The organism is Pseudomonas wenzhouensis (assembly GCF_021029445.1).
GTDB lineage: Bacteria > Pseudomonadota > Gammaproteobacteria > Pseudomonadales > Pseudomonadaceae > Aquipseudomonas > Aquipseudomonas wenzhouensis.
This window is the reverse complement of record NZ_CP072610.1, coordinates 457,093-471,149: the sequence shown is the minus strand read 5'-3', so window position 1 is coordinate 471,149 and position 14,057 is coordinate 457,093. Positions and strand designations below refer to the sequence as shown.

The following is a 14,057-nucleotide window of genomic DNA, read 5'->3' as shown; positions in this document are numbered from 1 at the left end:
CACCAGCCTCTAGAAGGTTCTTGGTGCGCACGGCGCACCTACTGCACCTTCCCACCTGCGACACGCCGCTCACCTGCCACGACATTGGACGAATGAGTGACTCGACGGTCATGATCCACGTCAGGTTAGGCAGCCGAAATTTTCCAAATGCCACCGCCCTATGACCCCGCTCGCGCCCAGAGGCGCCGGCCTGGCGTCGCGCTGGCCTTGTTCAGGAGCTTTTGAGTTATGTCGCGCTTACCTGTGATCGTGGGTTTTGGGGGTTACAACGCAGCCGGGCGCAGCTCCTTCCACCATGGTTTTCGTCGCACCGTGCAGGAGTCGCTGGAGCCCCAGGCGCGCCAGGAAACCCTGGCCGGGCTGGCGCAGATGATGAAACTGGTGCGCGTGGTCGACGGCCAGTACCAGGATCAGGACGGCCAACCGCTGAGCCTGGCCGAGATCGAAAGCCGCTACGCCAAGCAGATCCTGGCCGGCACCCTGGTGCGCCGCATCGAGCAGCAGCACCTGGACCCGGACGCAGCCCACTGGCAGAAGAGCATCAGCGTTGCACCCAGCAACGGCGCCAGCCTGAGTTTCATGACTCAGCGCAAGCAACTGCCCGAGCCGCTGCCGGCCAACTGGTCGGTCGAAGAGCTCGAAGGCAATGAGGTATGCGTCACCTTGCATGACAGCTGCGAATTCAAGGTCGACAGCTACCGCCCACTGGCGGTGAAGTCCGCCGGTCAGTTGCCCACCGGCTTCGAGCCGAGCGAACTGTACAACGCGCGCTTTCATCCACGCGGCCTGGCCATGACCGTGGTCGGCGTCACCGACGCGCTGCGTTCGGTGGGCATCGACTGGCAGCGTATCGTCCAGCATGTCGCCCCCGACGAAATCGCCGTGTTCGCCAGCTGCATCATGAGCCAGCTCGACGAGAACGGTTTCGGCGGCATGATGCAGTCGCGCCTCAAGGGTGGCCGCGTGACCGCCAAGCAACTGGCCCTGGGCCTGAATACCATGCCGGCCGACTTCATCAACGCCTACGTGCTCGGCAGCGTCGGCACCACCGGCAGCATCACCGGCGCCTGCGCCACCTTCCTCTATAACCTGCAGAAAGGCATCGAGCAGATCGCCGCAGGCAAGGCGCGCGTGGTCATCGTCGGCAGCAGCGAGGCGCCGATCAACCAGGAGTGCATCGAGGGCTACGGCGCCATGGGCGCGCTGGCCACCGAAGAAGGTCTGCGCCAGATCGAGGGCAAGAGCGAGGTGGACTTCCGCCGCGCCAGCCGCCCGTTCGGCGACAACTGCGGCTTCACCCTGGCCGAGGCCTGCCAGTTCGTGGTGCTGATGGACGACGAACTGGCCCTGGAACTGGGCGCCGACATTCACGGCGCGGTGCCGGACGTGTTCATCAACGCCGATGGCTTCAAGAAATCCATTTCCGCCCCCGGCCCAGGCAACTACCTGACCGTGGCCAAGGCCGTGGCCAGCGCCGTGCAGCTGCTCGGCCTGGACGCCGTGCGCAACCGCAGCTTCGTCCACGCCCATGGTTCCAGCACCCCGGCCAACCGCGTTACCGAGTCGGAGATTCTCGACCGCGTCGCCGCCGCCTTCGGTATCGAACAGTGGCCGGTCACCGCAGTGAAGGCCTTCGTCGGCCACTCCCTGGCCACCGCCAGCGGCGACCAGGTGATCGCTGCGCTCGGCGCCTTCAAGTACGGCATCGTGCCGGGCCTGAAGACCATCGATGCGGTCGCCGCTGACGTGCATCAGGCTCATCTGAGCCTGTCCACCATCGATCGCAAAGTGGGTGAGCACGCGCTGGACGTGGCCTTCATCAACTCCAAGGGCTTTGGCGGCAACAACGCCAGCGCCCTGGTACTGGCCCCGCACGTGGTCGAGTGCATGCTGCGCAAGCGCCACGGCCAGGCCGCCTTCGACGCCTACCTGGCGCGCCGCGAGGCTACCCGCGCCGCTGCTGCCGCCTACGACAGTCAGGCGCTGCTGGGCAAACTGGACATCATCTACAACTTCGGCAACGACATGATCGACGACCAGGCGATCTCCATCACCACCGAAGAAGTGAAGGTGCCGGGCTTCGACCAGCCGCTGGTGTTCAGGAAGGACGCGCGTTACAGCGACATGCTCGATTGAGGTTTACGCAGAACCTGTAGGGTGCGCTGTGCGCACCAGCAATATTCCGCGCAGCTCTCGGTGCGCACAGCGCACCCTACAGGCCGCTGGCCAGTTCGATCAGCTCGCCACGCCACTCGGCGGCAGCCGGCAAGGCCAGGAACGAGGGGTTGAGGAAGGATTCGCGCGCCTCGTAGGTCAGCACTTCGCCAGCCAGATTCAGCACTTCGCCACCCGCCCCTTCCAGCACGCCCTGCGCCGCAGCGGTGTCCCACTGCGAGGTGGGCGCCAGACGCGGGTAGCAGTCGGCATTGCCTTCGGCCAGCAGGCAGAACTTCAACGAGCTGCCGATATTGGCCAGCGCCGGCTCACCAAAACGGGCGGCCAAACCAGCCAGTAAGGTTTCCTGCGCCGGACTCGAATGGCGCTTGCTGGCCACCAGGGTAAAACCCTGCGCAGGCGCCAGGCGCACGCTGATCGACTGCTCGGTGCCAGGCGCTTCGCTGCACCAGGCGCCCAGGCCGGCGCCACCGTAATAGCAGCGGCCATTGGCGGGAATACCCACCACACCAAAGACCACGCGGCCTTGCTCGATCAAGGCGACATTGACCGTGAACTCTTCAGAACCGGCGATAAATTCCTTGGTGCCATCGAGCGGATCGACCAGCCACCAGCGCGTCCAGGCCGAGCGCTCGCTCAAGGGAATATCCGCTGCTTCTTCCGACAGCACCGGAATCTCCGGCGCCAGCGCCTGCAGGCCAGCGAACAGAATATGGTGCGCAGCCAGGTCGGCGGCGGTCACCGGTGAGGCATCGGCCTTTTCCGTCACGGCCACATCGCTACGCCAATACGGCAGCGTTGCGGCACCGGCAGCGCGAACCAGCTCGATCACCTTCGGGATGGAGGGATGGCTCATGGACGGTACTCCCCGCGCTGAGCCAGCAGGTCGCGCACCAGATACAGCGCCGCCAGCGCACGACCTTCGCTGAATTGCTCGTGGCGGGCCAGGCTGGAGAGCTCGCGCAGGCTGATACGCTCGACCCGCATCGGCTCGGGCTCGTCCCCCGGCAGGCGCTCCTCGTACAGATTGCGCGCCAGCACCACCTGGATCTTCTGGCTCATGTAACCGGGCGACAGGCTCAGTTCGGTGACGTACTCCAGCTCATGCGCACCAAAACCGGCCTCTTCCTTGAGTTCGCGATTGGCCGCGACCAGCACGTCCTCACCCGGCTCGATCAACCCTTTGGGCAGCGATAACTGATAGTCATCGGTGCCGCCGCAGTACTCCTCGATCAGCACCGCGTGCTCGGCGTCGAGCATCGCCACCACCATCACCGCACCATGGCCGGAACCCTTGCCGACCAGTCGCTCATAGGTGCGCTCAGCGCCATTGGAGAAGCGCAACTGCACTTGCTCGACACGAAACAGGCGGCTGCTGGCGACGATTTCGCGGGCGAGGACCGTGGGTTTTTGGCGCATGAGGCAACTCCTTGGCGGGACCGAGCGGGTTATCATACAGCGGCTTTTCGCATTATCCCTGAGCGAGATTGCATCAAGGCGAAACCATCGCCACAACCGAGACCCACGCATGCCCGCACTGCCCTGGCACCAGATCGACACCGTCCTGCTGGACATGGACGGCACCCTGCTCGATCTGCACTTCGACAATCACTTCTGGCTCAAGCACCTGCCGCAGCGTTATGCCGAACACCATGGCATCAGCCTGGCGCTGGCCGAGGCCGAGCTGCTGCCGCTGTTTCGCCAACACGCCGGCACGCTGAACTGGTACTGCACCGACTTCTGGAGCCGCGAGCTGAACCTTTCGATCCGCGAGCTCAAGCGCGAGGTGGCGCACCTGATCGCCCTGCGTGCGGATGCCGAAGTCTTTCTGCGTGCCCTGCGCGAGGCTGGCAAACGCGTGGTGCTGATCACCAACGCGCACCGCGATTCGTTGTCGTTGAAGATGGAACGGGTCGAACTGGCGCCCTGGTTCGAGCGCCTGATCAGCTCTCACGACTACGGTTTCCCCAAGGAAGACCAGCAGTTCTGGTTCGCCCTGCACCAGGACGTCGATTTCGACCCGGCGCGCAGCCTGTTCATCGACGACAGCCTGCCGATTTTGCGCAGCGCCGGCCGCTTCGGTGTCGCCCATCTGCTCGCCGTGCGCCAACCCGATAGCCAGACAGGCCCAAAAGACACCGAAGAATTTGCTGCAGTCGAAGATTACCGTACCCTGATCGCCGACCTCTGAGGACGCCCATGGACATCAAGCAACTGAAGTTCCTCGTCGCCCTCGACGAAACCCGCCACTTCGGTCAGGCCGCTGCACGCTGCCACGTCACCCAGCCGACGCTGTCCATGCGTCTGCGCCAGCTGGAAGACGAACTGGGCCTGGAGCTGGTGCGCCGTGGCCAGCGCTTCGAGGGTTTCAGTGCCGAGGGCGAGCGCATTCTGGCCTGGGCACGCAGCCTGCTGGCGGCGCAGGATGGCTTGCTCGCCGAAGCAGCCGCCTGCCGTGGTCATCTGGTGGGTACGCTGCGCCTGGGCGTGGTGCCGCTGGCCAGTTTCGACCCCATGCGCCTGATCAGCCTGTTCGCCGAGCGTCATCCGGGGCTGCGTTTTCAGTTGCATGCACTGAGCAGCGACCAGATCCTCGAAGGGCTGGTGCGCAATCAACTGGATCTGGGCCTGTCCTATCTCGACCGCCTCGACCGCGAACACTTCGCCAGCCTGGAACTGGCCGAAGCACGCATGGGCCTGCTCTATGATCAGCGCCACTTCCACTTCATCAGCAGCAGCCTGCGCTGGGAACAACTGGTCGACCTGCCCCTGGGCCTGCTCTCCACCGGCATGCATTTTCGCCAATCCATCGATCACAGCTTCCGCGCGCGCGGGCTGACTCCGCAGGTACGCCTGGAGGCCGACGCCGTGCATCATTTGACTCAGGCCGTCAGTGCCGGGCTGTGCTGCAGCGTCATGCCGATCCCCATCGATGGCGCGCCAAGCGATGGTCATCTGCGCTTACTGCCGATCGAGGGCGCCCATACGCTGGCAGCACAGGGACTGATCATGCGCCGCAGCGCGCCAGCCTCACCCTTGGCACAGGCCTGTTTCGAAGAAGCGCGGGAGTGGCTCGCCAGCCAACGATAGAGCGCATCGATCAGAGCATCAAAGCCAACGATTAGACGCTCCCCCGCCATGGGCCTAGGCTTAGCTGTGTCAATCTGTCACAGAGCACGCCTCGATGGCCAAGCCCGCCGCACAGCCTTACATCGCCAGTGCCTATGCCTACGCCGAACTCGGTGATGGCCGCGCACAGCGGGCTGCGTTGGCCGAAGAATGCGCCCTGGCAATCAGTTACAACGACCTGAACCAGGCGGTGATGATGGTTTCGCCGCATCACCTGGAAGATTTTGCCGTCGGTTTCAGTCTCGCTAACGACCTGATTCAGTCCATCGACGACATCTATGACATCCAGCTACGCGGTATCGGCGACAGTCGCGAAGCACGCCTGCAAGTCAGCAGTCGTGCCTTCTGGGCGCTCAAGCAGCAACGTCGGCAAATGGCCGGCACCAGTGGCTGTGGCCTGTGTGGTGTGGATGCCCTGGAACAGGCACTACCGGCCCTGCCCGCCCTGCCTGGCGCCACCTTGCCGCCACTGGCACACCTCAGCGGCATGCGTGAGCGCATTGGCGAGCAACAGCAACTGGCACGTCACAGCGGCGCGCTGCATGCCGCACTGTTCATCGACGCCAGCGGCGAGATTCGCCTGTGCCGCGAAGACATTGGCCGGCACAACGCGCTGGACAAGCTGATCGGCGCCCTCGCCCGCGAACGTATCGACACCCTGGGCGGCTTCGCCCTGGTCACCAGTCGCTGCAGCCTGGAGTTGCTGCACAAGGCGGTACGTGCCGGCATCGGTACCCTGGTAAGCCTGTCCGCGCCTACCGCCCTGACCGTGGAGTGGGCGCGGCGCCACCGCCTCAACCTCATTCACCTGCCTCATCACAGCACGCCGCGGGTCTACAGCCCCGCGCCTGACGAAGAAGAACGACCATGAGCCTGCAACCCGTCAACCCTCGTTACAAGCCTTACAAAGGCCCGGCCGCCGGCTGGGGCGCGCTGAATGCCGTCACCCGCTTCTGGCTGGACAGCAAGCAGCCGTTCAAGAACCTGCGCGCGCTGCTCAAGACCAACCAGAATGGCGGCTTCGACTGCCCCGGCTGCGCCTGGGGCGACTCGCCCGAGGATGGCCGCATCAAGTTCTGCGAGAACGGCGCCAAGGCGGTCAACTGGGAGGCCACCAAGCGCCGCGTGGACGCAGCCTTTTTCGCCCGCTATACGGTCAGCCAGTTGCGTGAACAGAGTGATTACTGGCTCGAATACCAGGGTCGCCTGACCCACCCGATGCGCTATGACGCCAGCACCGACCGTTACGTGCAGACCAGCTGGGACGAAGCCTTCGCCCTGATCGCCGAGCACCTCAAAGCGCTGCCCAGCCCGGATCAGGCCGAGTTCTACACCTCCGGCCGGGCGAGCAACGAGGCGGCGTTTCTCTACCAGTTGTTCGTCCGTGCCTACGGCACCAACAACTTCCCCGACTGCTCGAACATGTGTCACGAAGCCAGCGGCGTCGCCCTCGGTCAAAGCGTGGGGATCGGCAAGGGCAGCGTGACCTTCAACGACTTCGAGCACGCCGATGCGATCTTCGTGCTGGGGCAGAACCCCGGCACCAATCACCCGCGCATGCTCGAGCCGCTGCGTGAAGCGGTCAAACGCGGCGCGCAGGTGGTCTGTTTCAACCCGCTGAAAGAGCGTGGCCTGGAGCGTTTCCAGCATCCGCAGCACGCGCTGGAGATGCTCACCAACGGTTCCGAACCGCTGAATACCGCGTTCTTCCGTCCGGCGCTGGGCGGCGACATGGCCGCCCTGCGCGGCATCGCCAAGTTCCTCCTGCAGTGGGAGCGCGAGGCGCAGGCCAAGGGTAAGGCGGCGGTGTTCGACCACGCCTTCATCGCCGAGCATACCGACGGTGTCGAGGCCTATCTGCAACTGCTCGACGACTGCAGCTGGGAGGCGCTGCAGGCTCAGTCCGGCCTCAGCCTGCAGGAGATCGAACAGGCGGCGCGCATGTACCGCCGCGCCGAGCGCGTGATCATCTGCTGGGCCATGGGCATCACCCAGCACCACCATTCGGTGGCCACCATCCAGGAAATCGTCAACCTGCAACTGCTGCGCGGCAACCTCGGCCGCCCCGGCGCCGGCCTGTGCCCGGTGCGCGGCCACAGCAACGTACAGGGCGACCGCACCATGGGCATCAACGACCGCCCGCCGGTGACGCTGCTCGACGCCCTGGAAAAACGCTTCCAGTTCAAGGTGCCGCGCGCGAACGGCCACAACACGGTCGAGGCGATCAACGCCATGATCGACGGCCAGGCCAAGGTGTTCATCGGCCTCGGCGGCAACTTTGCCCAGGCCACGCCGGACAGCCCGCGCACGCACAAGGCGCTGCAAAGCTGCGACCTCACCGTGCAGATCAGCACCAAGCTCAACCGCAGTCACCTCACCGTCGGCCGTGACGCGCTGATCCTGCCGTGCCTCGGCCGTACCGATATCGACCTGCAGGCCAGCGGCCCGCAGGCGGTGACAGTGGAAGACTCGTTCAGCATGATCCACGCCTCCTACGGCCAGCTCGAGCCGCTGGCCGGCAGCGAAATGCGTTCGGAGCCGGCCATCATCGCCGGTATCGCCAAGGCCACCCTGGGTAACCTTCCGGTGGACTGGGACGCACTGATCGCCGACTACGACCGTATTCGCGAGCTGATCGCCGACACCATTCCCGGCTTCCACGACTTCAACCAGCGCGTCGCTCATCCTGGCGGCTTCTACCTCGGCAACTCGGCCGGCGCGCGCCAGTGGAAAACGGCATCCGGCAAGGCCAACTTCAAGGCCAATGCGCTGCTCGACGACCTGCTACCGCCACAGGTGCGCGAAAGCGGTGAAACGCCGGATCTGATCCTGCAGACCCTACGCTCGCACGATCAGTACAACACCACGGTGTATGGCCTCGACGACCGCTACCGAGGCGTGCGCGGCCAGCGCGACGTGCTCTTCGCCAACGAAGCAGACATCCTGCGCCTGGGCTTCAAGCCCGGTCAGAAGGTGGATATTCGCTCGTTGTGGAACGACGGCATCGAACGCCGGGTGAACGGTTTCACCCTGCTCGCCTTCGACATCCCGGCCGGCCAGGCTGCCGCCTACTTCCCAGAGGCCAACCCACTGGTACCGCTGGAAAGTGCTGGCGTCGGCAGCAGCACTCCGACCTCCAAGTTCGTTGCCATTCGCCTGCAGGCCGCCAGCAACGGCAATCTGCTGGGCAGCAGCGCACTGAGCTGACCAGCGGCCCGGAACCTCGTGCCACAGTCGCGGGTCAATGGCATAACGTCGATCCAGCGACTCCTGTACGAGGTTCTCATGAAGTCACTGCAACTGTTGTTTCTTTCCCTTGGCCTGAGCAGCGGCGGCTTCGCCTTTGCCGGCAATACCGAAGCCGGCCTGGGCGGTGCCCTGGGTGGCGCGGTGGGCGCCATGGTCGGCCAGCAGGTCGGTGGCAACACCGGCGCGGCAGTTGGCGCCGGCCTTGGTGGCGCAGCCGGCAGCATGGTCGGTGCCGATCGCCGCAGCCGCACCGAAGCCGCCATTGGTGGTGCGCTGGGCGCAGCCGGCGGCAACGTCGTCGGCCAGCAGGTCGGCGGCAATACGGGTGGCATCTTGGGCGCAGCAGTCGGTGGCGGCGCCGGTGGTGCGCTAGGCAATCACATGGGCAACGCCAGCTACGACGACGACCGTCGCGGCAAGCATCACCGCCACTACCATGGCAAGAAACACAAGAAGCACCACAAGCACTGGCGCCGTCACTGATCGACGCGAACCAGCCAAGGCTCATGGCGCTGGCCGAAGGCGACTTCGACCTGCACCTTGGGCCTTTTTTCGTCGTAGGCGCGCAGCCGCCATTGCGCGAAGGCCTCGCGGTAGCGCCTGGGCACACTGATGCGATCACCCTGCAGCACCACGCTGGCGCTGTAGTGGGGCATGTCAGCATGGCGATAGGGTCTCAGCCGGCCGGCCAGAATGACCTGTCGCTGACGATCCGGCCAGGCCTGACGCAAAGCCTCGGCATCCAGGCCGGCATCCACCAGCAACAGCCGTGTGGCCTGTTGCTGCTCATACTGCAACTCGAGCCGCCGCTGATCGCGCTGCTGACGCAGAGTCTGGTCTTGCGGCCTGTCAGCGAGTGCTGCCTGCGCGGCGGCTAAAGCGCTCGTGGCGCGCTCGACCTGCTTGCGATAGCTTGCCCCGTCCAGTTCCAGCACCAGCCACAGTGGCCGTTCCGCGCGACGCCCCAGATCATTGGGTGCGAAGCCCAGTTGCCGCAGCTTGGCTTCGTCCAGCCAGGACCAGTCGGCATCCGCCTGGCGCCAGGCCAGCTGCAGACGCAGAGCGCTGTTTTCCTCGCCACGCAGCCAGCTGTCGTAAGGCAACTGGATTTCCCGCTCGCTCAATTGCAGTTGCGCCTGCGGCGCACCACTGCGGTTGTACCAGACACCCGCCAGCGCCACGGCATTGCTCGCCAGGATCAACCCAAGACCGAGCCAAAGTGGACGATTCATGCTGCACCTCCACGGCGCCAGGGCTGCAGCATGGCCAGCAACAACAACGCGATCAGCCCGAGCAGGAGGAAGAACAGGTAGCGTGGCAGCAGCGCCCACCACCAGTCGAACAGCTTGCTGAACAGCAGCACCAGGGCGAAGCCCAACCCGGTATTGACCACCTCGGCCCAGCCACGGCGAATGCCCAGCCAGATCGTTGCGCCTGCCAGGACGAAGCCCAGCGTCTGGTAGAAGGCCTCCACCCAGCGCACCGGCCAATCGAGGTAGCTGCCCTGGCCCCAGTAGCTGAGGATCAGGACCGGCCCGAACAGGTAGAGCAAGCCGACCACCCGATAGCAGGCGGCGAAACCGACGCGGCGCGTCTGATCGATGAACTGCGGCAACAGAAACAGCAACGCGGCAGGCAGGAAGTGCTCCGGGTGGTCATCCAGCGACCACCAGTACCAGCCCGTCCAGTCGTTCAACCGCGCAGCGAGCAACAGGCCGAAGCACAGCAACGCCGTGACCAGCAGCAGGCGCTGGCGGCAATGATAGGCCAGCAGCAGTGCCAGCGCGCCCCAGGGCAACAGCGCCTTGTCCGAGGGCGTGATATTGAAGATCTGCCCGAGCATCGACAGGTTGAGCACGAAGCAGACAAATGCCAGCACCGCGGCCAGCTTGGCGTAGTAACCGGAGGCGTCGCGCGCCTGCAGCCAGAAGCACAGCAGCAGGCTGCCCAGCGAGCTGCCGAGCAGCACAGCGACCTGCACACCGGCATCGAACAGGCCCCAGAACTGGTAGAAGAGGAAGAACAACCCGGCTGCCAGGGCCAGTGCACCGACCAGCGAGGCCAGACGCATGCCCAGCGACAACTGGCGTGCGCGGGCATCGGCGTCGATATCCAGCGTTTGCCGAAAGTGTGCCAGCAACTGGCGATGATGCTCGTCGACGGCATGCTCCTGCGCCTCGCTCAGCTGCAGCACCTGCTCACGGCGCAGCTCGGCCAGCTCGGCACGAAACGCAGTGATCCGCTCGGCACGGCGTTGCGCCTGCTCGCGATCCAGATCGGACATGGGCACTCCCTGGCAACATCAAACGCCACAGCCTAGCACGCTTCAGTCGACCAGCAGGCGCTCCAGTGCCGAGCGCAGCGGCTGGGGCATGCTCACCGGACGATTGCTCGCCCGGTCGACGAAGACATGGACAAAACGTCCGGCGGCGCAGGCCTGATCCTCACCGGCCTTGAAGATCGCCAGCTCGTACTGCACCGAACTGTTGCCCAGCTTGCCGACGCGCAGACCGACTTCGATGGCGTCGGGGAAGGCGATGGAGGCGAAGTAGTCGCAGTTGGAGCTGACCACGAAGCCGACCACTTCACCGTCATGGATATCCAGACCACCCTCGGCGATCAGATAGGCGTTCACCGCACTGTCGAAGTAGCTGTAGTAGGTCACGTTGTTGACGTGGCCGTAGATATCGTTGTCATGCCAGCGCGTGGTGATCGGCTGGAAGTGGCGGTAATCGCCACGCAGGTGTTGGGGTTGGCTCATTGCTAGTCCTTGGGTGGTCTCGGTGCGCACAGCGCACCCTACGGCAGGGTTTGCGCCGGCCCGGTAGGGTGCGCCGTGCGCACCAACGACAATCTCGCCTCAATAGGCAGCCTGATAAATGGCCAGCGCCTGCTGCTCGTTCATCTCGCGTGGATTGTGCACCAGCAGGCGCTGTTGCAGCATGGCGTCTGCCGCCAGTGTGGGCAACATGGCCTCACTGACCCCGGCATCGCGCAGCCGCGTCGGCAACCCGCTGCGCTGGCTGAAGCCGGCCAGGGCCTCGATCAGTTGCTCGGTCTGCGCCTCCGCACTGCCCGCTCGCAGACGCTCGCCCACTACCAGCGGCGCCAGCTCGGCGTACAGCGGCGCGGCCACCGATGCATTGAAGGCCAGCACCTGCGGCAGCACCAGGGCGTTGGACAACCCGTGAGGAATATGGAAATGCCCGCCCAGCGGGTAAGCCAGCGCATGCACCGCCGCCACCGGTGCATTGGCAAAAGCCTGCCCGGCCAGGCAGGCGCCAAGCAGCATGGCCTGACGCGCCTCGCGGTTGCTGCCGTTTTGCACGACCTCATCGAGGTTGGCCGCCAGCAGGCGCAGCGCCTCACGCGCGAGCAGGTCGGACAGCGGGTTCTTCTTCAGCGCGCTGGTGTAGGCTTCGATGGCATGCACCATGGCGTCGATGCCGGTGGCGGCGGTGACGGCCGCCGGCAGGCCAAGGGTCAGGTCGGCATCGAGCAACGCCAGATCGGGCAAGAGCAAAGGCGAGACCACGCCCATCTTGGTGGTCTCGCCGGTGGTGACGATGGCAATTGGCGTGACCTCCGAGCCGGTACCGGCCGTGGTCGGCACCTGGATCAGCGGCAGGCGCCGGCCACGCGCATTGCCTACGCCGTAGATATCGCGCAACGTCTGGTCACACTCGGCACAGGCCAGCAGGGCCACCAGCTTGGCCACGTCCATGGAGCTGCCGCCACCGCAGCCGACCACCAGCTCCGCCTGCAACTCACGGGCCTGGGCCACGGCCGCCAGCACCACGGCCTCGGGCGGGTCGGCCAGTACCTGATCGAACACCTGCACGCTCATGCCGGCGCGGGCGAAGCCCGGCAGCAGCGGCTCGAGCAGCCCCAGGCGGGTGATGCCGGGGTCAGTGACGATCAGTACGCGCCGGGCACCGCGCTCGCGGCACAGCTCGGCCAGACGCAGACTGGCGCCGGACTCGCAGAGAATCTGCGCGGTGGTGGCGAAGGTGAACGCGTTCATGCGCCTCCCGGATGCATCTCGGGCTCGGAACGAAAGATCGTCGAGCGAAGGTCAGGCAGGTGAAATGGCTAGATGATCCAGGCCATCACGCTGAAGTCCCGGTTCACCTTAGGCGAGCCTTCAGCGTTTTTGAAATGATCTCTCGTGATCACTGCCATTCAGCGCTTGAATGGGGCTGTCTCGTCGTTTCAATCCCCGGCGTGTTCACCTGTCGATCAGCGCGGCCCCCCAGGTACCAGCCGAGCGTGCCCCATAGCGCCGCGCACACCGCACCGACCATCGCCACTAGCCAGGCACCGTGGCCAAGCATGTCCAGCCCTGCCTTGGCCCAGCCGCTGAGGGCATCGCCGCCGCGATAAACCACGGTATCGATGAAGTTCTTCACCTTGTACTTGCTCTCGGCATCCAGCGGGGCGAAGAGCATTTCCCGACCCGGCCGGACGAAGGCGTATTCGCCGATGCGCCGCACGATCATCAGGCCCGCCAGCATGGCAAAGGTCGGCGCCAGCGCCAGGCCGATAAAGCCCAGACAGACCAGCGCCGGCACGGCGGACAACAGCACGCGCACGCCGAGCTTCTGCGCCACCCGGCCGGTGATGAACAATTGGGTGGTCAGGGCACCGGCCTGCACGATGAAATCGATGACGCCGAACACCCGTATCTGTGCGGCGCGCTCGGGGAACAGTTCGGCCACCAGGCGCGCCTGCTCGAAATAGAGGAAGGTGCTCACCGAAGTCAGCAGCAGGATGAAGGCGCCGATACCCAACAGATAGCGCGAAGCGAGCATGCGCGTCAGGCCGCTGAACGGGTTGCCCGGCACCGGCCGGCGCGGATTGTCACCGCTCGCGGCCGCAGATCTGCCGGCGCCTTGCCGCTCGCGCCAGGCCATCAGGTAACGCTTGAGTGCCATGGCCACAGCGAGCAACACAGCAGCCATCAACATCAATCCGGACTCACCCACCCGGCCAATCAGGGTAGCGCTCAGCAGCGGCCCGCACAGCCCGCCAACGCTGGCACCTGCCGCAATGAAGGCGAACAGCCGGCGCGCCTGCGCACCATCGAACACATCGGCCATCAGGCTCCAGGCGACCGAGACGACGAACAGGTTGTAGACCGAGATCCACACGTAGAACACCCGCGCCAGCCACACGCTGTCGTGATCGACACGAAACAGCAGGACGAAGGCCAGCAGATTGAGGCAGAAGAAGCCGTATACCCAGTCGATGAAGTGGATGCGTGGCACTTTCGAGTTGAGCCAGGCGAATAACGGTACGGCCAGCAGCATGACGACGAAGGTGGCGCTGAACAGCCACTGCAGGTTGTGCACGCCGCCGCTGATGCCCATTGCTTCGCGAATCGGCCGCAGCATGAAATAGCCGGCGAACAGGCAGAGGAACAGGGCAAAGCCAGCCAGTACCGCCGTCAGCTCCTGCGCATCGGCATTGATCGCCCGCGCCAGGCGCCGGGTGAGCGCCTGCAT

General features: G+C 65.1%; 13 protein-coding genes. 6 read left to right on the top strand and 7 right to left on the bottom strand.

Annotated features, from left to right (window positions below; translation table 11 throughout):
• The first annotated feature begins 228 nt into the window (after positions 1-228).
• On the top strand, positions 229-2,136 hold the full coding sequence (locus J7655_RS02245) for a beta-ketoacyl synthase (protein ID WP_230926376.1): 1,908 nt from the start codon (positions 229-231) through the stop codon (positions 2,134-2,136).
• Between the two features lie 76 nt (positions 2,137-2,212).
• Here the strand turns inward: J7655_RS02245 and cysQ are convergent, their stop codons facing one another.
• A complete protein-coding gene (cysQ, locus tag J7655_RS02240; RefSeq protein WP_230926375.1) occupies positions 2,213-3,031 on the bottom strand; it encodes a 3'(2'),5'-bisphosphate nucleotidase CysQ in 819 nt (272 codons plus the stop codon).
• The gene (gene nudE / locus J7655_RS02235; protein ID WP_230926374.1) at positions 3,028-3,594 is read right to left on the bottom strand and encodes an ADP compounds hydrolase NudE; all 567 of its coding nucleotides are present in this window, start codon (positions 3,592-3,594) and stop codon (positions 3,028-3,030) included. Before nudE ends, cysQ begins: the two co-directional genes overlap by 4 nt.
• Before the next feature lie 109 nt (positions 3,595-3,703).
• Here nudE and yrfG point away from each other — a divergent pair, with 109 nt between their 5' ends.
• From yrfG to J7655_RS02210, 5 genes are all read left to right on the top strand, one after another.
• Positions 3,704-4,366, top strand: coding sequence for a GMP/IMP nucleotidase (yrfG, locus tag J7655_RS02230; protein WP_230926373.1), 663 nt, complete (start codon positions 3,704-3,706; stop codon positions 4,364-4,366).
• Positions 4,367-4,374: 8 nt separating this feature from the next.
• Positions 4,375-5,265: a LysR family transcriptional regulator gene (locus J7655_RS02225; protein ID WP_230926372.1), complete on the top strand. Its 891-nt coding sequence runs from the start codon at positions 4,375-4,377 to the stop codon at positions 5,263-5,265.
• Between the two features lie 94 nt (positions 5,266-5,359).
• Positions 5,360-6,175, top strand: coding sequence for a formate dehydrogenase accessory sulfurtransferase FdhD (gene fdhD / locus J7655_RS02220; RefSeq protein ID WP_230926371.1), 816 nt, complete (start codon positions 5,360-5,362; stop codon positions 6,173-6,175).
• Positions 6,172-8,511, top strand: a complete 2,340-nt coding sequence (locus J7655_RS02215; protein WP_230926370.1) for an FdhF/YdeP family oxidoreductase — start codon at positions 6,172-6,174, stop codon at positions 8,509-8,511. Before fdhD ends, J7655_RS02215 begins: the two co-directional genes overlap by 4 nt.
• Before the next feature lie 78 nt (positions 8,512-8,589).
• The gene (locus J7655_RS02210) at positions 8,590-9,036 is read left to right on the top strand and encodes a glycine zipper domain-containing protein (protein ID WP_230926369.1); all 447 of its coding nucleotides are present in this window, start codon (positions 8,590-8,592) and stop codon (positions 9,034-9,036) included.
• Here J7655_RS02210 and J7655_RS02205 read toward each other — a convergent pair.
• The 5 genes from J7655_RS02205 to J7655_RS02185 all read right to left on the bottom strand — a co-directional run bounded on the left by J7655_RS02205 (position 9,030) and on the right by J7655_RS02185 (position 14,057).
• Entirely contained in the window at positions 9,030-9,785 is a 756-nt protein-coding gene (locus tag J7655_RS02205; protein WP_230926368.1) for a DUF4824 family protein, read from the bottom strand. The genes J7655_RS02210 and J7655_RS02205 overlap by 7 nt on opposite strands.
• The gene (locus tag J7655_RS02200) at positions 9,782-10,837 is read right to left on the bottom strand and encodes a DUF2157 domain-containing protein (protein WP_230926367.1); all 1,056 of its coding nucleotides are present in this window, start codon (positions 10,835-10,837) and stop codon (positions 9,782-9,784) included. The genes J7655_RS02205 and J7655_RS02200 overlap by 4 nt, the downstream gene beginning before the upstream one ends.
• Before the next feature lie 42 nt (positions 10,838-10,879).
• Entirely contained in the window at positions 10,880-11,314 is a 435-nt protein-coding gene (locus J7655_RS02195; protein ID WP_230926366.1) for an acyl-CoA thioesterase, read from the bottom strand.
• Between the two features lie 99 nt (positions 11,315-11,413).
• Complete coding sequence (locus J7655_RS02190; protein ID WP_230926365.1) at positions 11,414-12,577, bottom strand: iron-containing alcohol dehydrogenase; 1,164 nt, start codon at positions 12,575-12,577, stop codon at positions 11,414-11,416.
• A gap of 148 nt (positions 12,578-12,725) precedes the next feature.
• Positions 12,726-14,057 (bottom strand): NTP/NDP exchange transporter, encoded by a 1,332-nt coding sequence (locus J7655_RS02185; protein ID WP_230926364.1) that lies wholly within the window; start codon positions 14,055-14,057, stop codon positions 12,726-12,728.